At 68.0% G+C, this 24,372-nt stretch carries 22 protein-coding genes and 3 pseudogenes; 21 read left to right on the forward strand and 4 right to left on the reverse strand.

Translation table 11 applies throughout. The annotated features are described in order from the left end of the window. From ACFY1H_RS48550 to ACFY1H_RS48595, 10 genes and pseudogenes are all read left to right on the forward strand, one after another. Positions 1 to 108, forward strand: a pseudogene (locus tag ACFY1H_RS48550) (peptide-methionine (S)-S-oxide reductase); the annotation flags it as partial. Positions 109 to 160: 52 nt separating this feature from the next. Next, complete coding sequence (gene tal, locus ACFY1H_RS48555) at positions 161 to 1,264, forward strand: transaldolase (protein WP_386956645.1); 1,104 nt, start codon at positions 161 to 163, stop codon at positions 1,262 to 1,264. Between the two features lie 89 nt (positions 1,265 to 1,353). Beyond that, entirely contained in the window at positions 1,354 to 1,638 is a 285-nt protein-coding gene (locus tag ACFY1H_RS48560; RefSeq protein WP_366590399.1) for a hypothetical protein, read from the forward strand. Positions 1,639 to 1,750: 112 nt separating this feature from the next. After that, on the forward strand, positions 1,751 to 1,900 hold the full coding sequence (locus tag ACFY1H_RS48565) for a hypothetical protein (protein WP_386956646.1): 150 nt from the start codon (positions 1,751 to 1,753) through the stop codon (positions 1,898 to 1,900). Continuing rightward, positions 1,897 to 2,820, forward strand: coding sequence for an alpha/beta fold hydrolase (locus ACFY1H_RS48570; RefSeq protein WP_386956647.1), 924 nt, complete (start codon positions 1,897 to 1,899; stop codon positions 2,818 to 2,820). The genes ACFY1H_RS48565 and ACFY1H_RS48570 overlap by 4 nt, the downstream gene beginning before the upstream one ends. A 379-nt stretch (positions 2,821 to 3,199) precedes the next feature. Next, a complete protein-coding gene (locus tag ACFY1H_RS48575) occupies positions 3,200 to 3,847 on the forward strand; it encodes an RNA polymerase sigma factor (RefSeq protein WP_386956648.1) in 648 nt (215 codons plus the stop codon). A 208-nt stretch (positions 3,848 to 4,055) separates the two neighbouring features. Beyond that, entirely contained in the window at positions 4,056 to 4,529 is a 474-nt protein-coding gene (locus ACFY1H_RS48580) for a cupin domain-containing protein (protein ID WP_386956649.1), read from the forward strand. Between the two features lie 175 nt (positions 4,530 to 4,704). Next, positions 4,705 to 5,664, forward strand: a complete 960-nt coding sequence (locus ACFY1H_RS48585; RefSeq protein ID WP_386956650.1) for a LysR substrate-binding domain-containing protein — start codon at positions 4,705 to 4,707, stop codon at positions 5,662 to 5,664. Between the two features lie 66 nt (positions 5,665 to 5,730). After that, positions 5,731 to 6,939, forward strand: a complete 1,209-nt coding sequence (locus ACFY1H_RS48590) for a low temperature requirement protein A (RefSeq protein WP_386956651.1) — start codon at positions 5,731 to 5,733, stop codon at positions 6,937 to 6,939. A 193-nt stretch (positions 6,940 to 7,132) separates the two neighbouring features. Next, complete coding sequence (locus tag ACFY1H_RS48595; RefSeq protein ID WP_386956652.1) at positions 7,133 to 7,699, forward strand: hypothetical protein; 567 nt, start codon at positions 7,133 to 7,135, stop codon at positions 7,697 to 7,699. A 220-nt stretch (positions 7,700 to 7,919) separates the two neighbouring features. On the opposite strand, the gene ACFY1H_RS48600 is transcribed toward ACFY1H_RS48595, so the two are convergent. After that, positions 7,920 to 8,657 (reverse strand): SDR family oxidoreductase, encoded by a 738-nt coding sequence (locus tag ACFY1H_RS48600; protein WP_386956653.1) that lies wholly within the window; start codon positions 8,655 to 8,657, stop codon positions 7,920 to 7,922. Between ACFY1H_RS48600 and ACFY1H_RS48605 the strand changes: the two genes are divergently transcribed. The 8 genes and pseudogenes from ACFY1H_RS48605 (at position 8,656) to ACFY1H_RS48640 (ending at position 17,887) form a co-directional block, all read left to right on the forward strand. Then, positions 8,656 to 9,342, forward strand: coding sequence for a GntR family transcriptional regulator (locus ACFY1H_RS48605; protein ID WP_386956654.1), 687 nt, complete (start codon positions 8,656 to 8,658; stop codon positions 9,340 to 9,342). The genes ACFY1H_RS48600 and ACFY1H_RS48605 overlap by 2 nt on opposite strands. 417 nt (positions 9,343 to 9,759) lie before the next feature. Continuing rightward, positions 9,760 to 10,806, forward strand: coding sequence for a DUF418 domain-containing protein (locus tag ACFY1H_RS48610; protein WP_386956655.1), 1,047 nt, complete (start codon positions 9,760 to 9,762; stop codon positions 10,804 to 10,806). Positions 10,807 to 10,911: 105 nt separating this feature from the next. Next, the gene (locus ACFY1H_RS48615) at positions 10,912 to 11,217 is read left to right on the forward strand and encodes a DUF427 domain-containing protein (protein ID WP_386956657.1); all 306 of its coding nucleotides are present in this window, start codon (positions 10,912 to 10,914) and stop codon (positions 11,215 to 11,217) included. 106 nt (positions 11,218 to 11,323) lie between these two features. Then, a complete protein-coding gene (locus tag ACFY1H_RS48620) occupies positions 11,324 to 12,739 on the forward strand; it encodes an FAD-binding oxidoreductase (RefSeq protein ID WP_386956658.1) in 1,416 nt (471 codons plus the stop codon). Between the two features lie 356 nt (positions 12,740 to 13,095). Then, positions 13,096 to 14,124, forward strand: coding sequence for an alpha/beta fold hydrolase (locus tag ACFY1H_RS48625; RefSeq protein WP_386956659.1), 1,029 nt, complete (start codon positions 13,096 to 13,098; stop codon positions 14,122 to 14,124). A gap of 159 nt (positions 14,125 to 14,283) precedes the next feature. Continuing rightward, a pseudogene (locus ACFY1H_RS48630) lies at positions 14,284 to 15,109 on the forward strand (aldo/keto reductase). A 205-nt stretch (positions 15,110 to 15,314) separates the two neighbouring features. Beyond that, complete coding sequence (locus ACFY1H_RS48635; RefSeq protein WP_386956660.1) at positions 15,315 to 16,610, forward strand: MFS transporter; 1,296 nt, start codon at positions 15,315 to 15,317, stop codon at positions 16,608 to 16,610. Between the two features lie 200 nt (positions 16,611 to 16,810). After that, positions 16,811 to 17,887, forward strand: a complete 1,077-nt coding sequence (locus ACFY1H_RS48640) for an ABC transporter substrate-binding protein (RefSeq protein WP_386956661.1) — start codon at positions 16,811 to 16,813, stop codon at positions 17,885 to 17,887. Between the two features lie 74 nt (positions 17,888 to 17,961). On the opposite strand, the gene ACFY1H_RS48645 is transcribed toward ACFY1H_RS48640, so the two are convergent. Further along, positions 17,962 to 19,218, reverse strand: a complete 1,257-nt coding sequence (locus ACFY1H_RS48645; RefSeq protein ID WP_386956662.1) for a hypothetical protein — start codon at positions 19,216 to 19,218, stop codon at positions 17,962 to 17,964. A gap of 154 nt (positions 19,219 to 19,372) precedes the next feature. On the opposite strand from ACFY1H_RS48645, the pseudogene ACFY1H_RS48650 reads away from it, so the two are divergent. The 3 genes and pseudogenes from ACFY1H_RS48650 to ACFY1H_RS48660 form a co-directional block, all read left to right on the forward strand. Next, positions 19,373 to 19,909, forward strand: a pseudogene (locus ACFY1H_RS48650) (transcriptional regulator); the annotation flags it as partial. After that, positions 19,804 to 22,044: an NACHT domain-containing protein gene (locus ACFY1H_RS48655; protein ID WP_386956663.1), complete on the forward strand. Its 2,241-nt coding sequence runs from the start codon at positions 19,804 to 19,806 to the stop codon at positions 22,042 to 22,044. The pseudogene ACFY1H_RS48650 and the gene ACFY1H_RS48655, both read left to right, overlap by 106 nt. Before the next feature lie 80 nt (positions 22,045 to 22,124). Next, complete coding sequence (locus tag ACFY1H_RS48660; protein WP_386956664.1) at positions 22,125 to 22,577, forward strand: MarR family winged helix-turn-helix transcriptional regulator; 453 nt, start codon at positions 22,125 to 22,127, stop codon at positions 22,575 to 22,577. Between the two features lie 55 nt (positions 22,578 to 22,632). Here ACFY1H_RS48660 and ACFY1H_RS48665 read toward each other — a convergent pair whose 3' ends face one another. Together ACFY1H_RS48665 and ACFY1H_RS48670 are read right to left on the reverse strand one after the other, a co-directional pair. Then, positions 22,633 to 23,472: a TIGR03621 family F420-dependent LLM class oxidoreductase gene (locus ACFY1H_RS48665; protein ID WP_386956665.1), complete on the reverse strand. Its 840-nt coding sequence runs from the start codon at positions 23,470 to 23,472 to the stop codon at positions 22,633 to 22,635. Between the two features lie 48 nt (positions 23,473 to 23,520). Continuing rightward, complete coding sequence (locus tag ACFY1H_RS48670; protein ID WP_386956666.1) at positions 23,521 to 24,276, reverse strand: MBL fold metallo-hydrolase; 756 nt, start codon at positions 24,274 to 24,276, stop codon at positions 23,521 to 23,523. Positions 24,277 to 24,372 lie beyond the last annotated feature (96 nt).

A 24,372-nucleotide genomic window follows, 5' to 3' on the forward strand; every position in this document is an offset into this window, starting at 1 on the left:
GAGGCCGAGCCCGAGCACCAGGACTACCTCCAGAAGTACCCGAACGGCTACACCTGCCACTTCCCCCGCCCCGGGTGGAAGCTGCCCAAGCGGGCCACGGCTTCGTGATCCCCGTCCGCGAGTTCAGCCTTGGAACGAGGCACGCAACGGAGGAAACGAAGTGGACGTAAGCGAAGACGGCGATCGGCTCCGCGAGCTCAGCGCGGCGGGCGTGTCGATCTGGCTGGATGAGCTCTCCCGCGACATCCTGGAGAACGGCGAATTCGAACACCTCGTGCGAAGTCGTTCAGTCGTCGGCGTCACCACGAACCCGACGATCTTCGCCAACGCCATCACCCGGAGCAGCCGGTACGCCGCGCAGCTGGATCGCTTGGCCAGGAACGGGATCGACGTCGCCGAGGCGGTTCGGGCGCTGACGATCTGGGACGTTCAGCACGCGGCGAACGTGCTCCGTCCGGTCTGGGAGCAGACCGGCGGCATCGACGGCAGGGTGTCGCTGGAGGTGAGTCCCGAGCTCGCCGGCGACACCGGCGCGACGATCGCCGAGGCGGTCCAGCTCTGGGAGCTCGTCGACCGGCCGAACCTCATGGTGAAGATCCCCGCCACCCGCGCCGGCGTCCGAGCGGTCACCGGTGCCCTCGCAGCCGGCGTGAACGTGAACGTGACCCTGGTCTTCTCGGCGCAGCGGTGCGCCGAGATCGGCGAGGCATACGTCGAGGGCCTCGAACAGGCCCGTGAGAACGGCCACGACCTCGCGTCGATCCATTCCGTGTCCTCTCTGTTCGTGTCCAGAGTGGACACCGAGGTCGACCGGCGCCTCGATGCCATGGGTGTCCCGGAGCCGCGCGGCCGCGCAGCCCTGGCCAATGCCCGGCTCGCTCACGAGGCCTTGTCAGGTGTCTGGGAATCCTCGCGATGGCAGAGCCTGGCCGCCGAGGGCGCCCGCCCACAGCGACTGCTGTGGGCATCCACGGGTGTCAAGGACGCGTCCTTTCCGGACACCAAGTACGTCACCGGTCTCATCACGCCCGGAACCGTTTCCACGATGCCACCCGCGACGCTCTCGGCGTTCGCCGATCACGGCGAGGTCTCCGGCGATCAGGTCGTCGGGCGCGGCAAGGAGGCGGCAGCGGACATGGCGGCCGTCGCCGCGGCGGGCGTCGACCTCGGCGAGGTGTACGACACGCTCGAGAGGCAGGGCGTCGCCGACCTCGCAGCCAGCTGGCGCACCCTCCACACCGCGGTCGGTGCGCTTCTCGCCTGAACGCCAACGCTTTCGCACCCGCATCAGTCCCGAAAGGAATCCCGTTGCCTCGATCACTGGAGTCACTCAGTCCTGCCGATGGCGACCAGGTGGCCACGAAGAACTTGTTGGCAGCGTTGACTGCCGGGCGGATCGTTTACGACAACGGCGCCGAACAAGTCTTCGACCACGACGGCGCGACCACCTACGTCGATCGGGGCCACTCCACCCACGGCGACTGGTACGTCGACGCCGATGGCCGCTTCGCCTCGTTCTGGCCGCCCAGCTACCGCGCCTCCTACGACCTGCACTGGATGGTCGAGGACGGCTCGATCGTCGGCCTGCGCTTCACCCACTGCGGAGACGGTTCACAGTTCTCCGGACGCTACGCCTGACTTGCGGACGGCGCGGCAACTGGCCCCATTTGTCGAGCGCAACTGGTCCCACTTGGGACTGCCTTCGTGGAGCCGGAGGCGTGATCGCAGCTTGCCTTGTAAAGTCCGAGGCATGATCATCATGGCGCCAGCCGATCGTCCGTCGCTCTCCGCGGTGCGTGGTGGCGGACAGGGGCGGACGGCTCTGGGATCGGTCGCGTTCGTCTCCGGCACCGGCGACCGGGTTGCGGTCGCGGACCCGGCCGGCAGGGGACACGAATGAACGCGCAAGAGCGCGGATTGTCCAAAGTGGCCGGCACGACGGCCCGGGCTCTCCCCGAATCTCTGAAGGTCCCCGACGTCCGCCACCGTTACGTCGACACGGGCAGGCTGCGCATGCACGTCGCGGAGGCAGGCGCGGGATCTCCCCTCCTCCTGCTGCACGGCTGGGCGAAGCATTGGTACATGTGGCGGCACGTCATGCCTCTCCTCAGCGACTCGCACCGGGTCATCGCGGTTGACTTGCGCGGATCCGGCTGGTCGGACGCGCCGAGGAGCGGCTATCGCACGGCCGACCTCGTCGGCGACACGCGGGCGCTGCTCGACGCTTTGGGGCTGGACCGGATCGCGCTCGTCGGGCACGACCGTGGTGCTGCCGTCGCCTTCCAGTTCGCGCTGGACGATCCGGACCGCGTCAGCCATGTCGTCGCGTTGAACGAGCTCCACCCTTACATGGATGTCCGACGGGTCGTCCGCAACGCCTGGCGATATCTGTGGACACCGTTTGTCGAGACACCTCTGCTCGGCCGCTTTGTCCTGGCGCACATCCCGTTCTTCACCCGTGCCTGGCTGCGTCTCGGTGTCACCGACCGGGCGTCGATGCCGGCCGACGCCGTCGCCGCGTACGTGGACGTGCTCCGCCAACCCGACATCGCGCGCGCCGGCGAGCAGCACATGTACCAGGTCGCCTACCACGAGTTCATTCCGATGCTCCGGCACCCGGAAACCCGCAGGCTTCGGCCGCCCGCGCTCTTGCTCGCCGGCAGGGCCGACCTGTTCACGCCACCGGCAATGCCGGGTGACGCCACGCCGCACGGGGTCGACTTGCGCGTCGAAGTGGTCGATGGTGCGGGACATCATCTCCCCGAGGAGCGTCCGGACCTCGTCGCCGCCAAGATCCGGGAACACCTGAAGCGGATCTGACCCGTCGGAGACAGGCAGCCCTCGATGGTGAGTCGCCTCGAGGGAGTCCGCACCGTTGTCACCTCGGTGCGCGAGCGGTCGGCAGCGTGAAACGACAGCTGCAGGAGAGATCTCTGCCCGTCTGGGCTGTGCGGATTGCGCGTCTCACCTCGTCGGGGTGGGTACTTGTGGACTTTTTAGTCCTCTCTTGTTAGGAACGTAACTGTATGGATCCGCCGTCGGAACTTGTGCTCGATTTCGAGTTGTCGGGAAAGTGGTCACGGAACATGGCAAGAAGAATTCGAAGATGTTCGTCAGAGGGGCGTGGTGAGGTGACGCCACGTGTGGTTTGTTTTCGGAGGAGGTACACCGCCGACGCCAGACTGAAACCGCAGCTCACATGACCGCCGGAGCAGTTGGTGGAGAGGGTCTGGTGGGCGGAAGAAGTTTCGACCCCGAGTCCGCCGCCTGGGTCCGGGATTTGAGCCCCGGAAGTCCGAAGTTCCAGGACGCCTGCCGAAGGCTGTACGGGCTGCTCGTCAAGATCGCGCGACGGGAGGCCAGGCGCAGGTCTTCGATCTTGGGGCTCGCCGGCCCTGAATTCGACGACGTGGCCCATCAAGCCGCGGCCGACGCCTTGGTGCGGATCACTCGTAAGATCGGTGAGTTTCGCGGCGATGCGCAGTTCAAGACGTGGGCTTACAAATTCGTCATGCGCGAGGTCGCGGTAAAAGTCGGCCGCCACGCCTGGCGCGACCCTCGCGTGTCCTTGGGTGGCGACGGGACTCGTCTCGCTCCTGCTTCCGTTCGTGATGAGCCGTTCGACCAGGTTCAGGCGAGTGAGCTCCGAGCAGCGCTCGTTCACGCCATCGAGAACGCGTTGACCGAACGTCAGCGGAGCATCTTCGTAGGCGTGGCCATCGACCACATTCCGCCCGATACTCTCGCGGTCGAACTCGAAACCAATCGAAATGCCATCTACAAATCCGTGTTCGACGCGCGACGTAAGATCCGCGCCTATCTCGTCGCCAACGAGTTGATCTGGTGAAATGATCTGCCGCCGGCGATGACCAACGCAACGAAGATGCGTCCGGTATCGGCACCGCGCCGCGGTCCAGGCGAACCTCTCTGGTTGCGTACGAGACATGCTTGCTGTGCGGTGGACCACTCGAATCGGTGAGACGACGCGGTGGCGACGACGCGTGACAGGGTGGGACTATATAGTCCACTCCATGATCATCGGCTAGGAGGCTTTCATGATTGCAAGGCAGGTCGCAGGTCGCCTGTTGGCCATCGCTGCGCTCGCCGGTGCGGCAGCTTGCAGTTCGGCTGCCGAGAGCGCGCCGACCGCGGTGTCGGGCACCGTCGCTGCGGTGACGAGCACGGCAGCAACCCCGCCGCAGGTGAGTGTGCTACTCCAACAGGCCCTTCCGAACGCCGAGGGCAAGACTTTCACGTCGCAGATCGTGGCCTTCCCGCCAGGCTCGGCCGCGCCCTCTCATCGTCACGGTCAGGCTTTCGTGTACGCCTACGTGCTGGAAGGTGATGTGCGAAGCCAGGTTGACGAGCAAGCGGTGACGACGTACCACCAGGGTCAAACTTGGTTCGAACTGCCCGGCGCCCATCACGTCGTCGCGGCGAACGCGAGCACGACCAAGCCCGCGAAGCTCTTGGTCGTCTATGTCTCCACCACGGGAGATCCCCTCCAAGCCAACGATCCCCATCAGTAGCCGGCCGAGGAGCTGCTCGGACCGGTCCTCCGCTTGCCGGTAAGACGGGGAGATGGATGGCACCTAACCACCTGTACGCGGACGCGCGTAATGGGGTTTGCGCTCTCCGGGTCCCTGAATCCGGGTACTCCCGTCACGCGCCCCGCTGGCGGCGGATTGAGGGTGTGTTTGCACGATGTCAATGAAGGCCAGAGATCCGCATGTCGACGTGGCGAGCAAGGTGACGACGCCCAACCTTCTCGACGGGCGCCTGAAGATCCGGCACGTACGGCTGGTCGACGCGATCGCTCGGCACGGCAGTCTGGTCGCGGCCGCTCATGACCTGAGCATCACGCAGCCCGCCGCGACCCGGACACTGCGCGAGCTCGAAGAACTCCTCGGGGTCTCGTTGTACAACCGGCATTCACGCGGCTTGTCGCCAACCCTGTTCGGTGAAGCGTTCTCCGCGCATGCCCAGGCTGTTGTGTCCCAGATTCGCCAGGCCGGGACACGCGTGACTCAGCTTCGCACCGCCGATCTGGGAACAGTCTCGATCGGTGTTCACCTGACCGGTTCGGATGCCCTGGTGCCGCGGGCGGTCGAGATCCTCAAGGCCCGGCACCCGCGGTTGACCGTCGAGTTGAACGAAGCGTTGCCCCGCAGGCTGCTCTCGGAGCTGGCCTCGGGGCGCCTCGACCTCATCGTCGGCCGGCTGACCCAGCCCACCGATGAGCATTTCGTCCGGCTGCCGCTCCACGACGAGGCTGTGTCGCTTGTGGTCCGGGCGGAACATCCGCTCGCCGGCAGGGAGGGGATCGACCCCTCCGAGCTCTCCGCCTACCCGTGGATTTTCCCCAACGCGGAGGCTCGCTTGCGGGGTGAGCTGGACCAGTTTTTCAGCGCTCGGCGAATTTCGCTCCCGGTCGACCGGGTCGAGACCACTTCCTACCTTGCGATGAGACATTTGCTCCTCGCCACGAACTCGATTGCCCCGTTGTCGAGATCCATCCACGAGGGACTGTCGGGGGTTGTGAGTCTGGGCCCGGAATTCGATCTGGCGAGCCACAGTGTCGGCATCACGCTGGCCGCCGGCCGAGATCTCGCTCCCGCGGCGAGTGCGGTGATCGGAATTCTGCAGGAGCTCGTCGGACCTTAGAACTGTTTCGTCAGCGATATATCCGACGGCGCCCGCACGCCGCCGCATTCAGAGAGATTCACGTCCATGACCCCTGGTTCCCGATTCCGGCTCGTCCCGATGAGGCCGCGCGACCCGGACGAGGCCGGCCGCGCCGCGTCGACGCTGGAGCTGTTCTTCGACCTCGTCTTCGTCGTCGCCGTGAGTATCGCGGCCTCGCAACTGCACCACGGGCTCGCCGAGGGGCACGTGCTCGACGGGATCGTCAACTACGCTTTCGTGTTCTTCGGGATCTGGTGGGCCTGGATGAACTTCACCTGGTTCGCCACCTCGTTCGACACCGACGACTGGCTGTATCGGGTGCTCACCATCGTGCAGATGGGCGGTGTGCTCGTTTTTGCTTCGGGTATAGGTCCTGCTTTCGAGGAGCACGATTACTCGTTGCTCATCGTGGCGTATGTGGTGATGCGAGCAGTGCTCGTCGCTCAGTGGCTCCGCGCATCCCGGCACTCAGGTCCCACACGCCGGGCCACTCTCGTCTACGCGGCCGGCATTGCACTGGTCCAGGGCCTGTGGCTCGCCTGTCTGCTGCTTCCCTCCGGAGTGCTCACCGTCGCGCTGGTCGTGCTCATCGTCGCGGAACTCGCCGTGCCGATCATCGCCGAACGGACCGGGACAACGCCCTGGCACCCACACCACATCACCGAACGTTACGGCCTGTTCACCCTCATCCTCCTCGGCGAGAGCCTCCTGGCCTCCGCCAACGCGATCATCGAGGCTCAGCACGACGTCGAGTCGCCCGGCCGGCTCATCGGTATCGCGGTGCTCACGCTCAGCGCCACGGCGGCCCTGTGGTGGATCTACTTCTGGCCGCCACACCACCACGCCATCAAGGACGTCGCGGGCTCCCTGGCGTACGTGTACGGGCACTTCTTCATCTTCGCCGCCGCAGGCGCGTTCTCCGCCGGCCTCGAGGTCGAGATCGACGTCCTCACCGGGCACACCACACTGCACCAGCCCTACGCGTCCTTCGCCTACACGATCCCCCTCGCCGTCTTCGTCCTCGGCGTCTGGGCCCTCGCGATCAGGCCACACGCCGACCACGTCGTCAACACGGCCCTGCCTCTGGCCGGCCTCCTCGTCCTCGTCGACCCCCTCATCCCGGTCCCCTTCGCCCTCACGGCGGCGATCCTCGCCGCGGCCGTCGCCATCCTCGTCTGGCGACGGCCTGCTGATGGCCGCGCCTGCACGTCTGATGGGCAGGGGAGCGGCGAAGTCGGCGTCGGGAGCCGGTAAGGAAGCGCCGTTCCGCTGCCGCTATTACCCCAGGGCCGAAGATGTCACGCCGCAGACGACAAGTGCGCGAACCGGGCAAGGTGATCTGCGGACCTGCGCCGTCTGTGAGCGAGCCGCGCCGACCGTCGGTGGTGCCCGATGCGCCGAAACGCGGGATGGGCGGCTGATACACACTACGAGCGGAGATTCACGAGTGACTGCCGAGGAAATCAGGAACGTGATCATCGTCGGATCGGATGCCTGCGGTCACACGGCCGCGGTGCACGGGCTTGAGCGTGCGGCCCATCCGCTTGACGCGGAATCTCCGGTCGATACCCCTGGCGAGACCGGAATCGAAGCGCGCAACGCGGTCACCCGCAGCATCGACAGCGAGTTGCTCGCCGACGAAGGAGGAGCTGTCGAGATTGGTGAGCAGGCGTGGCGTCGCCACTGCGCCTCGCTGGTGTTCGAACTCATCGGCGGCTACCTCGAGGACGATGTAGACCGGGTCGCCCAGGTCATTCGCCGGGTTCGCGCGAGCGGGCACGTGGGGGAGGTGCTCGCCGAGGCGACCAGATTCACCGCGTACCTTGCCGCGGAGGCTCGAGCTGCGGGAGCCCGGCTCAGGGCTGAGCAGATCCGAAAGGGGGTGCTGTCGCGGCTGGCCGCGACGGTGCCACCGCACCATGAGCTGGCTGATCGACCGCCTTGGACGCCCTCTTCGAAGGACGTTTCTGCGGGGCGGGTGCTGCGTTCGGCGACGGTCCGGCAGGAGACCTGATCGCGCTACACGCTCTGACTGCGTTCACCGCGATGCTCGGCACCCACGTGTCCGAGCCCGGCGAATTCACGGCTGCCAACCTCGCTGCCTTCGCTTCGGCCATCCGCCCCCGTGACTGATTGCTCATTCCCGGTGGTACGCGGCACGTGACCGGAACGCCGCGTGTCAAGAGCTCGGCGCCGAGCTCGTCTCAGAGAGTTGTGGCGATGCCGTGCGTGACTCACCGAGCGGTGTATGCGCCCCCGTTGACGTGGACGACCTGGCCGGTGATGTGTGACGACGCTGCGCTCGCCAGGAAGAACACGGTGCCGGCGATCTCGGCGGGGGTGGCCGCGCGTTTGTCGAATGCCGCGGACACGCGTGCGGCGACCCATTCCTCGGTGACAGTGCCCTGGAAGAACTCGGTGTCCAGCGTGACGCCGGGGGCGACGACGTTGGCGCTGATGCCGCGGCCGGCCAGTTTCCGGGCGAGGTCGACGTTCCACGCCTCGACGGCGGCCTTGGCCGCGCCGTATGACCCCGACCCCTGCTTCGCCGCGATCGAGCCGATGGTGACGACGCGGGCGCCGTCGGCCAGCCGTGGGGTGAGGGCTTCGGTGATCAGCACGGTGGTGAGCACGTTCGCGTCGAAGTTGGCGCGCCACGCGGCGGCGACGCCGTCGAGGTCGCCTGCTTCGACCGGCGGTCGCTGCCGGTCGGTGTTGCCCCCGGCGTTGGTGACGAGCACGTCGACTGCGGTGGGCAGCTCCGTCAGCGCGCCGCGCACGGAACCCGGGTCGGCGGCGTCGAACGCCACGTAGCGGACGCCGAGTTCCTTGGCCGTGCGGGAGAGGACGTCCTCGCGGCGGCCGGTGATCACGACGTCGTCCCCGGCCTCGGCGAAGAGGGCGGCGGTGGCGGCGCCGATGCCGGTGCCGCCACCGGTGACGACGACGGTGCGGGAGGGGGTGCCGGGCATGACCCGCATGGCGACACCCGCGGCTTCCAAGACCCGTACCGATGACGTGTACGCCTGGCTGCGCGCCGACATCCTCGGCGGCGTCTTCCCTCCTGGCGAGCGGCTCAAGTTCCGGCCGCTGTGCGCCCGGTACGACGCGAGTGTCAGCCTCGTCCGCGAGGTGCTGAGCCGGCTGTCCGAGCAGGGCCTGGTGCGGGCGAATCCGCAGATCGGCTTCCAGGTGACCCCGATCTCCGAGGACGACCTGCTCGACCTGACCACCACCCGGGTCGACATCGAGTGCCTGACGTTGCGGCGCGCGATCGGGCGGGACGACATCGGGTGGCGATCGAAACTCGTTGCCGCGCACTACACCCTGGCGAACACGCCACGTCGCGACCCCGGCGACCCCGGGCGCGTGACGCCCGACTGGGAATCGGCCCACGCCGAATTCCACGATGTCCTGCTGTCCGGCTGCGGCAGTGAGCGCTTGTACGCCATCGCTCGCGGCCTGCGCGACAGCGCGAAGCTCTACCGCCGCTGGTCTGAAGCGATCGACGCACAGGACCTCGAACGCGACCCCGCCGCGGAGCACGCGGCCATCACGGACCACGCACTGGCCGGCGACGCGGACGGCGCGGTCGCAGCTCTCGCCGATCACATCCGCCTGACCACGGACCTGATCCTGAAGTCCCGGCCTAGGTGATCGGCCAGCGCAGCAGCCACCGCATCGCGTTGCGCGAGATTTCGCCGGCCTCTTCGGTCAGTGTCCGGTCGTTCGTCCGTACCAGCCCGCGACCAGCCCGGATACCTGCTTCCGGGCCCAGCTGTCATCGAGCCTTGTGAGTGGACGATAAGGTCCATTGCTGTCAGGATCTGTCTATGGCGGGAAGGCTCGATGTCATCGACTGGACTCAATGGTCCGTTCCGCGTCATCGGCGAGAGTGTCAGTCGGCTTCGGGTTCGGCGCCTGCCTGAGCAAACGGCGATCGATCGTGCCGGGTAGCGCGTTCGGGCAACTCCGGATCATCCTCGGGATCGATGCCGGGTCATTCGGGACGGCGGTTGACTGTCCCCACCAACGACGCGATGGGAACTTTCTGTGGACGCGGCTACGATACCCATGACGACGGTCCGGCAGCGGATCGAATCGATCGACATCATTCGAGCGATCGCGGTGATGGCGATTCTGCTCGTGAACGTCGGGGCGTACTACACCACCGCCAGCCCCGGTCACCGGTCCGCGCCCGAAACGTCTGCTGTGGACACATGGGCGAGCCGGCTCGTCGACCTGCTTGTCCTGGACAAGTTCCACTTCATTTTCGCGTTTCTCTTCGGAGTCAGCGCGGCCATCCAGTACGAGAACATGAGGCGGCGCGGAGACTTCTGGCGACCTTACCTGCGCCGGATGGGCATCCTGGTCGCGTTCGGCCTGGTGAACCTGACCTTGCTGCACGCGCCGGACGTGCTGACTGTGTACGCGCTCAACGGCGCCGTGCTCGCGCTGCTGTTCCGGGCGCCGCAACGGGTTCTGCTCGCGATCGGCCTCGTGACCGGACTTGTCGCCGACCTCGCCACCACCGGCGTCGCCGTCGCGGACCACTACGCGGGCGCCGGGATCGGCCAGGTTCCGTGGCTGGAGGCGGGCGTCGCGGTCCAGTCGTTCGGCCACACCGTACTCGGGTGCTGGGCACTGCGCGCCGGGCTGCTGACAGCCGAACGGCACGTGCCGGCGATCCGGAAGCTCTTCGCGGTGACCGGGATCGCGACGATCGCCTTGTGGGCGTGGACCTTGTCGTTGTCGGATGCGAATCTCTCGCACGCGCTGCAGGAGAACCTCGCTGTCGTGCCGGCGGTCGCGTACCTCAGCGGGCTTGTGCTGCTGCTTCGTTCGCCCCGGCTGCGCGCAGCCTTGCTGCCACTGCAACGCTATGGCCGGATGGCACTCACCAGTTACCTCACCCACGCGATCCTCGGTCTCGTGCTGGTGGGTACGCTCGCTTCATTCTGGACGATCCCGACTGCCCTGCTGTTGCTGCTGTGTGTGCCGATCTGGGCAGTGCAACTGGTGTTCAGTCACCTGTGGCTCGCCCACTTCGCCTACGGCCCGTTCGAATGGCTGTGGCGAGCCGGGACGTACTGGACGCGACCGGTCTGGCGGACGCGCTGACCGGGTGCGCCGGTGCCGCAAGAATTGGTCCGGCGCATCGACCTCATGCTCGAATGATCGTCGTCGAGATGTGCTCTTCGTTGAGAAACTATGAAAGGTGCGTTCATGAAGGTCAGTGTCGAAGGAACGGTTGTCGCCGAAGCCGATGAGGACGCCGTGGTCTCGATCGAAGGAAGTCGCTACTTCCCGCCGTCGGCGATCGCCGAGGGGAGCCTCAAAGCGAGCGCGACGCCCTACACCTGCCCGTGGAAGGGCGCTGCCCAGTACTACGACGTCGTCGTCAACGGCACGGTCGTCCGCGACGGAGCTTGGTCCTACCCGGAACCGAAGGGCTCTGCGATCGAGCTGGTGGGGAAGGACTTCTCCGGGTACGTGGCCTTCGACCTGCGGCAGGTGGACCTTACCCCCTGAGGCGGTTTCGTACGCGCCACGCCGACGCGAGCGGCGTGAGCGCAACAAAGCTGTTCCCGAGCTCTGATATTCGGTTCACGTCAATGCCCAGATGAGGCGGAAAGATATGCACGAAACTCTTCGGACTTCTGCCCTTTCGTCCGCGCGAACAGAGGGGCTGGCGGTCCTTCGCCGGGAGGTCACCGGTGGCGTCTTCGTCCCGGGGCAGCCCGGGTACGCGGACGAATCCCGCCGGTACAACTTGCTGGCCCCGCTGGAGCCCGAGGTTGTGGTCAGCGCGGCTCGTGCGGAGGATGTCCGGGCCGCGGTGAGGTTTGCCGTGGCCCACGGGATGCCGGTAGCGGTGAAGAACTCCGGCCATCAGATGGTCTCCGCGGCTCACGGCGGTGTGCTCGTCACCACGCGGCGCATGAAGGGCATCTCGATCGACGCGCGGCGCCGAAGGGCCCGCGTGGAAGCCGGCGTGATCTGGCAGGAGGTCATCGACGAGGCAGCGCAGCACGGCCTGGCCCCGCTGAGTGGTTCGGCGCCGGACGTGGGGGTGGCCGGGTACACGCTGGGTGGCGGGCAAAGCCCTGTTCTCGGCCGGAGCCTGGGCTATGCGGCCGACCACGTGCACTCTCTGGACGTGGTGACGGCTGACGGGAAGCTGCGCACGGTGACCGCCGAGAGCGAACCTGACCTGTTCTGGGCCCTGCGTGGGTGCAAGGGCAATTTCGGGGTGGTCACCGCGCTCGAGTTCGAGCTCTTCCCGATCAGCCGCTTCTACGGAGGCTCCCTGTACTTCGAAGGCACACACCTGGCCGAAATCCTGCACGCGTGGCGCGGGTGGGTCACCGGGTTGCCGGTAGAGGCGACCTCGTCGATCGCTGTGCAGCGGTTGCCACCGCTTCCCGAGCTGCCGGCGCCGCTGCGGGGAGCGAACGTAGTCCATCTCCGTTACGCGCACCTCGGGTCCGAACAGGAGGCCGAGCGTCTGCTCGCGCCGATGCGCGCCGCCGCGCCCGCGGTCCTCGACGCGGTGTCAGAGCTGCCCTACACGGCTTCGCGGCGGATTCACAACGACCCTGAAGACCCGATGCCGTACTGGGACAGGACGACGTCACTGCGAGCGCTTCCCGCCGAGGCCGTCGACGCATTCGTGGAGGTACTCGGTCCTGAGTCCGGTTCGCCGCTGGTCAACGTCGAGATCCGGTGCCTCGGGGGTGCCTTCGACCGGGAGCCGGCGGTCGCCAACGCGGTCTCTACGCGGGGTGTGCCGTTCGTCGTGTTCGGTTTCGGTGTCGGTGGGCCCGATCAGGCCGAACTGATGCGCGGCAGCCTCGCCGCGGTGATCGACGCGCTGGCCCCCTGGTCGGACGGACGGCGGATGACCAACTTCCTTTCCCCGGACGAGGCCACCAGTCCGGCCGACATGGAAGAAGTGTTCGGTCCCGAGCGCTACGCCCGCCTGGTCGAGATCAAGAAGGCCTACGACCCGACGAACGTCTTCCGGCTGAACCACAACATTCCGGCGGCCTGACCCTCGGGTGGCGGCCTGGGCCGCCCGGGGTGGCCGAAGCGGGCCGGTTCGACTGCCCGCTGTCGGGACGGTAAGAAGTTGCTCCCGCCAGTCACTCACTCTCTGAAGCGATCTACCGAGTCGGAAGTCGATCGGGTTGAAGTCCCGTAACTCGATCGGGGTTTAAGTGGCGTATCGGCCGGCGACCGGCTCCAGTCTTCAGCCGAACGAGCGACAGATGGGAGACGGGAGAATCCTCCGGCAGCACGTCTCTGTCAGGCCGATCCCGAGCGTGATGGCGCCTGGCCGGCCAGGTCGCTTCACCGTCCTGTGCGTCTGACGACGCGTAACGAGTACCGACTCCGAGCAGGAGAATGATGGGCATCAAAACAGGAAAGGTCAACAGACCCTTCACGTTCATTGCGGCTTTGGCGGCCTTCCTCCTCGTGATTTCCGCGACTTCGAGCTCCGCGGTGCGAAGCGGCAACGACGAGCAGGTCTCCGTGACGGCACAGTCCCTGTCGTCTTACCCGCAATCTCGACCGCCGGCCGGCTTTCACTCAAAATATGCGGAAGTGAACGGCTTCAGCATGCACTACGTGATGGGTGGAAAAGGCTCGCCCGTGGTCATGATCCACGGGTTCCCCCAGTGCTGGACCGAGTGGCGGCAGCAGATGGTCCCACTCGCCGAGAACCACACGGTGATCGCCGTCGACCTGCGTGGCACTTGTGGCTCCCAGGTCACGGCGGGCGGTTACCAGTCTGCGCAATTGGCGGCGGACGTGCATGAACTGTTGAAGCAGCTCGGGCTCAACAACGGTGTCCAGGTAGTCGGCCACGACATCGGTGATTGGGTCGCCTACGACTACGTGGCGCAGTGGCCGTCGGAGGTGCGGAGCTTGGCGGTGATGGAAGCCCCCATCCCGGATGAAAGCGTGTACAGCTCGCCCGTTCTCAACGCCGACCCGAACAAGCCCGCGGCGTGGCACTTCGGCCTGTTCCAGCTGGCTCTCGCCGAAAAGCTCATCGCCGGCAACGAACGGGTCCTGGTCGAGGACATGATCACCGAGTACCTGGGTGGCAACAAGTCGCCGTTCACGGCGTCGGACTACGACTTCTACGCCCACAATCTGAAGGAACCGGGCCACACGACGGCGTGGATGAGCGTCTACCGCGGTCTCCGCGCCGACATCGAGCAGAACAAGGAGTTCCTGGCCCGGGGCAAATTGAAGATGCCCGTCCTCGCGATCGGCGGCGAAGATTCCTTCGGCCAGGCGGTCCCCGACCAGTTGCGTCGTTACGCCGTGAACGTCCAGGGCGGAGTCCTGAAAAACTCGGGCCACTTCGTGACCGAGGAGAAGCCACACGAAGTGACGGCCATGCTGCAGGCCTTCCTGCAGAAGTAACCTTCACCGTCGCCGGGCGAACCACAACAATCCCGGCCACCTACGAGAATCATCCACGTCCGTAGGTTCGCGCTGGTGGCGACTGCAGCGCCACCAGCGCGAACCAGGGTCGGGAATTCGATCGTTCCGTGAGTTTGCTCGCACAGAAGGGTTTTCGAGTTGACGAGCGTTCCCGTAGTGAAGCTGAACAACGGCGTCGAGATGCCGCAGCTCGGCTTCGGCGTCTTCCAGGTGCCGCCCGCCGAGACGAAGGCCGCGGTGAAGACCGCCCTCGACACCGGCTACCGCAGCATCGACACCGCCACGGCCTACGGCAACGAAGCCGCGGTCGGCGAGGCCCTCGCCGAATCCGGCATCAGCCGCGACGAGCTGTTCATCACCACCAAGCTGTGGAACAGCGACCAGGGCTACGACGAGGCGCTGCGCGCCTTCGACGCCAGCGTCGAAGCGCTCGGGCTCGAGCGGCTCGACCTCTACCTCATCCACTGGCCGCTGCCCGCGCGCGACAAGTACGTCGCCACGTGGAAAGCGCTGGAGAAGCTGTACGCTGACGGCCGCGTGCGCGCCATCGGCGTGTCCAACTTCCAGCCGGCGCACCTGCGCCGCCTGTTCGACGAGGGCACCGTGGCGCCGGTACTCAACCAGGTGGAGCTGCACCCGTATCTCGTGCAGCGGGAAGTGCGCGCCTTCGACACCGAACACGGGATCGCCACGGAGGCCTGGAGCCCGCTGGCCAAGGGCGGCGAACTGCTGAACGAGCCCGCGGTGACGCGGACGGCCGAGCGCCTCGGCCGCACGCCCGCCCAGGTGGTGCTGCGCTGGCACCTGCAGCTGGGCAATGTCGTGATCCCGAAATCCGTCCCGCGTCGCCGAAAACCTCGACGTCTTCGACTTCACCCTCACCGACGCCGACGTGGCCGCCCTGTCGGCCCTCGACCGCGACGGGCGCACCGGGCCGGACCCGGACACGTTCGACCTGGTGTGAGCCCCGTCGACCGCGGACTGTGAACCGGGCGGCCATTCCCTTCGACGTGGTAAGCCCCGGCTCGAGCTCGACGCTGACAGCCTGTGCGGCGATGTCGACAGGACGTGCAGGGCCTGTGTGGGCCACGGCGGCGCTCGGGGATCCCCCAGTCCTGGGGCCACCGCACTGAGCTGTCGAGGAGTGCACGACGAGGAGGGAGGGCATCATGACGGAAACCGAGGGGGAGATGTCGACGCGTGACGCAACCCGGGTGCGTGTGGTTTCGACATCGTCGTGCGCCGCGGCTTTCCCGATCCAGTCTGGGTCCGCCGGCGCGGCCGTCGCCACTGTGGAGCCCGGGAGCAAACGAGGCTGGGTGGCAGTCGGCGCCATCGCGCTCGGCGCGTTCATCGTCGTGATGACGGAGACGATGCCGGTGGGACTGCTGCCGCGGATCGCCGATGGATTGCACGTTTCGCTGGGCCTCGCGGGGTTGATGGTGCTCGTGCCGGGTTTCAGCGCCGCGGTGTCGGCGCCGCTGTTCTTCCTCGGCTCCGGCCGGTTCAACCGGCGCTCGGTCATCCTCGTGCTGGGGTTGACCGTGCTGGTGTCGAACGCGGTCGTCGCGGTCGCGCCGAACTTCGCCTTGGTGCTGATCGCCCGCATGTTCTTCGGCGCCACTCTCGGAGCCTTCTGGACGGTGGTCTCACCCGTCGGGCCCAAACTGGTGGGCCCCGCCGGCGGCACTCGCGCCATCACCATCATCGCGGCCGGTATTTCGGGTGGGACGGTGGTGGGGCTGCCGGCGGGACAGTTCCTCGGCGACCTCGTGGGCTGGCGTCTCACTTTCGCCGCCGCGGCGGCGGCGACGCTGCTTGTCGTGGTCGCGCAGGCGGTCGTACTGCCGGGTATCCCGCCGGACGGGCCCACGCACGTGCGGGATCTCGTCGCAGTGGTGACACGGCGGGCGGCACAGCTGGGGATGGCGGCGGGCGCGGTGGTGTTCATCGGGCAGTTCACCGCGTGGACGTACATCACCCCGTTCCTGATGGACCACACGCATCTGCCCGGCAGCGTGATCTCCCTGCTGTACGTCATCTACGGCTGCGGTGGCATCGTCGGCTCACTCATCGCCGGATCCCTGTTCAAGCGCACCGTGATCGGCAGCTTCGCCGGGGCGGCGGCGGTGGTGGCCGCAATGGTCATCGGGCTCGCGAGCGTGGGGACTTTGCCCTGGCTGGCCGGCCTGTTGTTCGTGCTGTGGGGGTTGTTCTGGGGAATCGTGAACCCGGGAACGCTGGTCTGGATACTCGACGCGGCGGCCGAAACCCCGGAGGCCGCGTCGGCGGTCAATGTGACCAACCTTCAGATAGCCCTGGCGGCCGGGTCCGGTCTCGGGGCGGTCCTGGTTACGTCGACGAGCTTGCCCACTGTGTTCCTCACGGCCGGCTTCATCATTCTGGCCTCCGCCGTCCTCTCGGCGGTGGCGATGCGGTTCGTGACGCTCGCCCGCAGGGAGTAACGGGCGCTTCCTTCGGGAGGGGGGAAGTCGCGTGCACCAGCACCGAGGCCGCCACGTGTGGCTAGCAGCTCCGACGAGAGGCCACTGGTTGACAAATAGTCCTACCAATAGTCCATACTGCTGAGCGTCGATTCGCACTCACGCCGAGGTGAGGCGCCGCCCCGTGTCGACGGGTGGTCGTCCGCGCCGAAGGGACGGGTATGAACGTGTGGCGCTCGATCTGCCGGCCGCTCGCGGCCCTGCTCCTGGTCACGGCGGTGGCCGCGTGTGGTGGTGGGGCGGGGGACGACTCGGCGGCCCAGGCCGCGGCCGACAAGCTGAGTCCCGCTCAGCTGGCGGCCGCCGCGGCCAAGGAGGGGGTCGTCGTGTGGTACACGACCTTCGCCGACACCGATGTGCAGCCCATCATCGCCGACTTCAACAAGACGTACCCGAACGTCAAGGTGAACGCGCTGCGGCCCAGCGCGTCCGAGCTGCCGCAGCGCATCATCACCGAACAGCGTGGCGGGAAGTACAACGCGGACGTCGTCTCCGGGGAGGGGCCGCAGATCGCGCAGCTCGTGCAGGCCGGTGCGTTGCAGCCTTATCAGCCGAAGGACGCGCCGCCGTTGCCGGACGGGCTGACGCTGCCGGCCGGGTACCGGGGGGTCGTCTACGTGCTGACCACGGTCTTGGCGTGGAACCCGGCCGTGGTGGCGCAGCGCGGACTGACGGCCCCGAGGTCGTGGGAAGACCTGACGCGGCCCGAGTGGAAGGGCCAGTTCTCCATCGATCCGTACGCGGTGAACTGGTACGACAGCCTGATCATCGCCATGGGACACGACAAGGCGCTGGCGCTGCTGAAGGTGCTCGGGGCGAACTCACCGCGTTTCGTGCAGAGCCACACCGTGTCGCTGACGAACGTCCAGGCGGGCGAGCCGCCCGTCGCGGCGACCGCGTACGGCTACAAGGCCTCGGCGCTGAAGCGGAAGACCCCGGGCGAACTCGACTTCGCCAACGGCACCCCGCTGCCGGCTTCGCTCAGCCTGATCGACGTCGTCAAGAACTCGCCGCACCCCAACGCCGCCCGGCTTTTCGACGACTGGATCGTCTCGAAGGCCGGCCAGGAAGCCGTCGTCCGGATCACCAACCACACCTCGATCCGGACGGACGTCACGAACGACGCGGCCGTCTGGGACCCGGCCGCCTGGGCCCCGGCGTGGAGTCACCCCGTGCTCGCGCAGGCGGACTACAACACCTACCTCGCGGAGATGAAAGCGGCGCTTCGCGCTCCGTGACAAGGAACGCGAAGCGCCCGGCCAGGTCAACCCGTCAACCCGTCAACCCGTCAACCCGTCAACCCGTCAACCCGTCAGACCGGCAGGGAAGACAGCGGCACGGCGAACACCGAGCGCCCGCAGGTCTGGCCCTGGGCGGAACAATCCGTCGTCGACCATTCCGACTGGGACCACACCAGGCCGGTGGACCAGTCGTAGGTCAGGGCTTCCGGGTGGACTGCCCAGCAGGCCGTCGTGGCGGGGGAGCCGCAGCTCGAGGAACCGCTGGCGGTGGTCGTCTGGGTCCAGAGCTGGCCGTTGAGGGTGGCGGAGCTGTGGGAGACGTACCACTTGCCGTTGTGGGAGAGGACGCCCTGCATGTTGCCGACGGAGCTGCGGAAGGCCTCGGTGGCCGCGGTGGTGCCCGAGCTCGCCAGGAGGTAGTCCGCGCCGGTGGGGTAGCGGTAGAGGCGGCCGTGGAGGGACTGGTCGGCGAAGTACTCCGTGGTGACGATCGAGGCGGGCGAGGTGGTGCGGTCCAGGGACATCGAGGAGAAGCAGGGGACGCCGGTGTCCGACTGCATGCTGCAGGTGCCGCCGGCGTAGGTGTAGTAGCCGATTTGCATCATGGCGTACTTGTAGGTGTAGGCGGCGTACCCGGCGGACGTCTTGCCGATCGCGTTGGACGTCGTGTCGGTCATCTGCAGGATGTGCTTGGTGCTGAAGACGCGGATGGCGGTGGAGGTGTTGCCGACGGCCGTGACGTAGATCTTGTCGCCGTACCAGGCCATCCCGCCCATGTGGGCTTTGGCGGCGGTGAAGCTCGAGCCCGTGCTGTTCGGGACCGCGAGGTACACCATGCGGTTGGTGGGGGCGGCCGGCTTGTCGTAGTTGACGGCCATGATGCGGGCGTCGTCGTAGCGGCCGAGGGCGTCGCCGCTGTGCCAGCCGGACAGGATGATCTTGTCCGCGCCCCACATGCCGTCGTCGTCGGCGTCGCCGGAGGTGGTGATGCCCTGGGGGACCCAGGTGGCGCTGTTCGCGCGGTCGGTGTCCCAGCAGAACGACGTGGTGGCTGCCGGCGCCTTCGGCAGCGCGGCCTTTTCGGCGGTGGTGCAGCCGGTGGTGGGGTAGCTGGGGTCGTTGACGACGGTGTTGAGGCTGACGTTGGGCAGCGCGTTGTCGAGCGCGGTCAACGCGGCGGCCGGGGTGGCGTGCCAGACCAGGCTCTGTTTCGTCGTGGTGGTCAGCGGATCGCTGTAGGCGGCGCTGGCGGTGCCGGGTATCGCGAGCGCGCCGGCGGCGACGGCCAGCACGAGGAGGAGCACTCGGGGAATTCGCATGAGAACCATTTCTGCATGCGATTCGGGAAAGTGTCAAACTGCGGCGTGAAACGAGTTTGTACGATTCTTGTACAATTCTTCGATAGGAATACGCTGGGGTCTTATTGGTGCTTTCAGGCGAAACCGGTGTCCGGCGGCGAGGCGATGGGATTGGATGAACGCCATGCCCGTCGAAACCGCGCTGATCGCGCTCGGCACCGTCGCCGTGCGGACGGCCACGAAGCTGTGGCTCGGCGACCACGAGATCGCCGCGGAGGTCGGCGCAGCCGTGGTCGACCGGCTGTCCGGGCAGCTTGCGAAGGAGCGCGACCGGCGCCGGCTCAAGCGGCTGCTGGACAACTTCGCCGAGGCCGTGGTCGACCGGATCGAGCCGATCGTCGACGTGGAGTTCCGCTCGCTGCCGGAGCACGAGAAGCTCGCGGCGATCGAGGCGGTGCCGGAGACGTTCGCGCTGGCGTCCGTCGACGACGCGGACCTGTTCGCGGCCGACCTCGATGCGGGGCACCTCGGCCGCTCCATCCGGCAGCGGGTGCCGTCGCGGACCGCGCTGCTGTCGGCCGACGCGACGGCGTTGCACGACCTGCTGCTGCGCGAATGCTGCGGATACGTCATCGAGATCTCGCGCGGGCTGCCCGCGTTCTCGGCGAACGCGCTGATCGAGCTGCTGCAGCGCGACCGCGAGATGCTCGACGGCATCCGCGAGGTGCTCGCCCGCCTGCCGCAGCGCGACCGCGACGCCGGCTTCGACTACGACTACCGCCAGCTCGTGGCGCGCAAACTGGACCACGTCGAGATGTTCGGCGTGACCCTGGCCGACGCGAGCCGCCGGTACCCGCTGTCCGTCGCGTACATCGGGCTCACCGCGTCGACCGGCGAGCCCGGGCCGGTGCGGCGGGTGGAGGAGCTGCTGGCGGGCGCGCAGCGGGTGTTCATCCGTGGCGAGGCCGGGCTGGGCAAACGACGCTGCTGCAGTGGATTGCCGTGCGCAGTGCGCTGGGTGACTTCCCCGAGCAGCTGGCGGGCTGGAACGCGACGGTGCCCTTCTTCATCCCGCTGCGCCGCTACGCCGGACGGGACCTGCCGAGCCCGGCGCAGTTCCTCGACGAGGGCGGCAGGTACATCGCGGACTCGATGCCGCCCGGTTACGTCGTGGAGAAGCTGCGCGACGGCAGCGCGGTGCTGCTGGTCGACGGCGTGGACGAGCTCGTCGCCGAACGCCGTGCCGAGGCCCGGGCGTGGCTGCGCGACCTGGTGGACGCGTTTCCGCTGGTCCGGGTGGTGGTCACGTCGCGGCCGTCCGGAGCGCACCCGCGGTGGCTGCACGGCGCGGGGTTCGTGGTGCTGGATCTGCAGCCGATGAACCGGGACGACGTCCGCCGGTTCGTCGGCCGGTGGCACAGCGCGATGCGGTCGATGCGGGCCGACGACGAATCGCGCCGGGCGCTCGACGAGTACGAGACGCGGTTGCTGGACCTGCTGGAAAGCCGCGGCCATCTGCGCAAGCTGGCCGGCTATCCGTTGCTGTGCGCGCTGTTGTGCGCGATGCACGAGGACCGGCGCGCCACGTTGCCCGCCAATCGCATGGAGCTCTACGACGTGGCGCTGCAGATGCTGCTGGAGCGGCGCGACGTCGAACGCCGGATCGAGCCGGTGGAAGGTCTGGGCCGCACCGAGAAGACGTTGCTGCTGGCCGATCTCGCGTACTGGCAGCTGCGCAACGGCTACGCCGACGTCGAGGCGCCGCGGGCGCTTTACCGCATCTCGCGACGGCTTTTCCAGATGCCGCAGGTGAAGGCGAGCATCCAGGACGTGTACCGGCACCTGCTGGAACGCTCGGGGCTGCTGCGCGAACCCGTGCAGGGCCGCGTCGACTTCGTGCACCGGACGTTCCAGGAGTACCTGGCGGCGCAGGACGCGATGAACACCGACGACGTGGGCACGGTCGTGCAGCACGGGCACCTCGACCAGTGGCACGAGGTCGTGGTGATGGCCGTCGGGCACGCGTCGCTGAGGCAACGCGAGGAGCTGCTGACCGGGCTGCTCGCGCGCGGCGACCTGCACCTGCTGGTGCTGGCGTCGCTGGAAACCGCGCCTGAGCTGAGCGGCGACCTGCGACGGGAGATCCAGCTGAAGGCCGCGCGGCTGCTGCCACCGGCGTCGATGCACCAGGCGCGGGAAGTCGCGTCGGCGGGCGAGTTCGTGCTCGACCTGCTCGCCGCGTGCCGGCCGCAGACGATCGACGAGGTCACGGCGACCATCCGGGCGCTGGCGGAGACGCGGCTGGAGGAGGCGTTGCCGGTGATCGCGAAGTTCGCCTCGGATCCGCGGCCGCGGGTGTTCGCGGAGCTGCTGAACTGCGCGGAGCGGTTCGAGGAGCAGGCGTACGGCGAGGCGGTGCTGGCGAAGTCGTCGCGGACGAGCCTGCTCGTCGACGGCGAGCTCGGCCTGGCGCCGGCACGGTACCTGGATTCGTTGAAGCAGCTGGAACTCGTGTACTTCAGCGCCGACGAGTCGCTTGTGGACCGTTACCGGGACTTGCGGCCGGTGCCGGATCTGCGGCTGTCGCGGTGGCCGGAGGAGAAGCTGTCGGTGATCGGGACGACGTTCCGGCTGGACAGCCTGAGTGTGCGGTTCATGGAGCTGACCGATCTCACGTGCCTGGGTTTCGTGGAGTCGGTGGAGGAGCTGAGGATCGAGGGCGGCGCGCTGCGGTCGTTCGCCGGGGTGGAGCGGTGGCGGGAGTCGCTGAAGCGGGTGTCGGTGGTGGGGTGCCCGACGGGGCTCGAGGCGCTGGCCGATCTGTGGCGGCGGCTGCCGGACGTCGTGCGGATGTGAGTCAGACGCGTTCGCGCGGGTGACTCCGAGGCCGACCTCCGTATCGGATGAAACCGTATCAGCCGAGGTAGAGTGCGGGCATGAGTGGGAAGCCGCGGGCCACCGGCCGGCCGGGGGACGACTCGCCGTTCGCGCTGGGGCTGTTGCTGCGGCGGGCGCACGCGCGGGTGGCGAGCACGATGACGGCCGCCCTGCGGCCGCACGGGCTGGATCTGCGGCACTTCGCCGTGCTGATCATCCTGGTGGATCGTGGGCCGACGACGCAGCGGGACCTCGTCGAGGCGACCGGTTCGGACAAGGCCGGCATCATGCGGGTCGTCGACGACCTGGAGGAGAAGGGGTTCGCGGTCCGCAAGTCCGTGCCGGGCGACCGGCGGGTGCGCGAGGTCGAGATCACCGAGGCCGGGCTGAGGGCGTTCGACGCGGCGCACGACGACGCGGCGGGCCCGGCGCAGGCGCTGGTGTCGCACCTGCGGCCGGGTGAGCCGGCGAAGCTGCTGGAGCTGCTGACGCGGTTCGCATACCCCGACTAGCGGGCCCCCACCGCCGCCCTGTGCCGGGCGGCCGTGGGGGTTGTTCCAGGGCGACTCAGCGGAGCACCTTGATGACCTCCGCGAACTCCGTCAGCGCCGGCTCCAGGACGCTGATGTAGGTGATCCCGTGGATTTCCCGGTAGCGCAGGAGTTTCTCGGCGATCTCGTGCGCCGAGCCGACGAGCACGCCCGGGAGCGCGCGGATCTGGGCGTCGGACAGGGCGGGGGCGACCTGGCGCACCAGGGTGAAGTCGGGGTCCGCGCCGACGGAAACGGTGGAGACGAACAGGTTCAGCTCCAGACCGGCGAAGCGGTCGCCGGCTGCCGTGCGGGCGAAGGCGACGCGGTCGGCGAGCACCTGGTCCGGGTCGACGTCCGGACGGGCGGCGGAGAAGGCGGAGAACCCGATGATGTCGGCCTCCTGGGCCGCGAGCCGCAGCACCCGGTCGCCGTCTCCGGCGAGGAGCAGCGCTGGTGAGTGCCAGGCCGAGGCGAACTGGGTCTTCAGCTCGGTGACGGTCGCGCCGAGGTGGTCGATCCGGGCGCCGGCGCGGGGGAACGGCAGGCCGGCGGCCTCGAACTCCGCCTCCATGTACCCGGCGCCGAGCCCGAGTTCGAGGCGGCCGCCGGTCAGCTCGTGGGTGTCCGCGACGTCGCGGGCGAGCAGGGCCGGCCGGTAGACGCCCGCGTTGAGCACGTAGGTGCCGAGCCGCAGCGTGGTCGTCACGTCGGCCGCGGCCACCAGGGCCGGGAACGGCGCGGGCATGCCGAGGTGGTCGGGCACCTGCAGCACGTCGTAGCCGAGGTCCTCGACCTGGCGGGCCCTGGCCTGCCAAGTCGTCCGGGAGCCGGTGGACAGCAGGCTGATGCCGAAGCGGAACGGGCGGGTGGTCATGGTTTCTCCAGGTGAATGTGACCGGTCATCTTAACGAACAGGCAAACTTCAGAGGACAGCGACCGCACCCGGCCGCGCGTCGACCAGGACCTTGCCGAGCCCCGCGGCCTCGAACGCCCGTGTGACGTCTTCGGCGTGCTCCGTGTAGTGCGCCCACCCGTCCTGGTGCAGCGGGACGACGGCGCGCGCGTCGAGCAGCGCGGCGGCCTGGGCGGCCAGGTCGGCGGTGAGCGTCAGGAACACATCGCCGCGGGCGGCCAGCTTCGCGGCGCCGGTGTTGAGCACCGCGATCTCGATGTCCGGGAACCGTTCCGCGATCACGGCCACCACTTCGAGCGACGCGTTGTCGCCTCCGATGTAGACGGTCGGAGCGCCGTCGGCTTCGAGGACGAAGCCGATCACCGGTCCGTTGCGCAGCCCGACCTCCGGCGAACCGTGCAGCGCGGGGACGGCGGTGATCGACACGGCGGCGACCTCGGTCCGGTCGAACGGCCGCAACCCCGTCGCGTGGTCACCGAGTTTCGGCGCGCCGTCGTCGGTGGTGATCACCCGCTCGGCCCGCAGCGCGAAGTCCCGGCCGGCGAAGTCGAGGTTGTCCCTGTGGTGCTCGTGGGAGACGAGCACCGCGTCGATCGGCCCCAGCTCGTCCGGTGCCAGGGCCGGACCGGTGAGCTTCACCGCCGTGACGGGGCCGTAGTGGTAGGTCTGCGGCTCGTCGAAGGTGGGGTCGAGCAGGAGTCTCGCCCCCGCGTACTCCACCACGGCGGTGGGGCCGCCGATCACCCGCACGGTCACGTCGGTCATGCGTCAGCTCCTCGTTCTCTGTCGCGCCGACGATCGCAGTGGCCGCGCGGCCCCGGCAACAGCGGCCCACCACTGAGCGGAAGTGCGTGGTGGCGA

The sequence above is a fragment of the Amycolatopsis sp. NPDC001319 genome (genome assembly GCF_042896185.1).
GTDB lineage: Bacteria > Actinomycetota > Actinomycetes > Mycobacteriales > Pseudonocardiaceae > Amycolatopsis.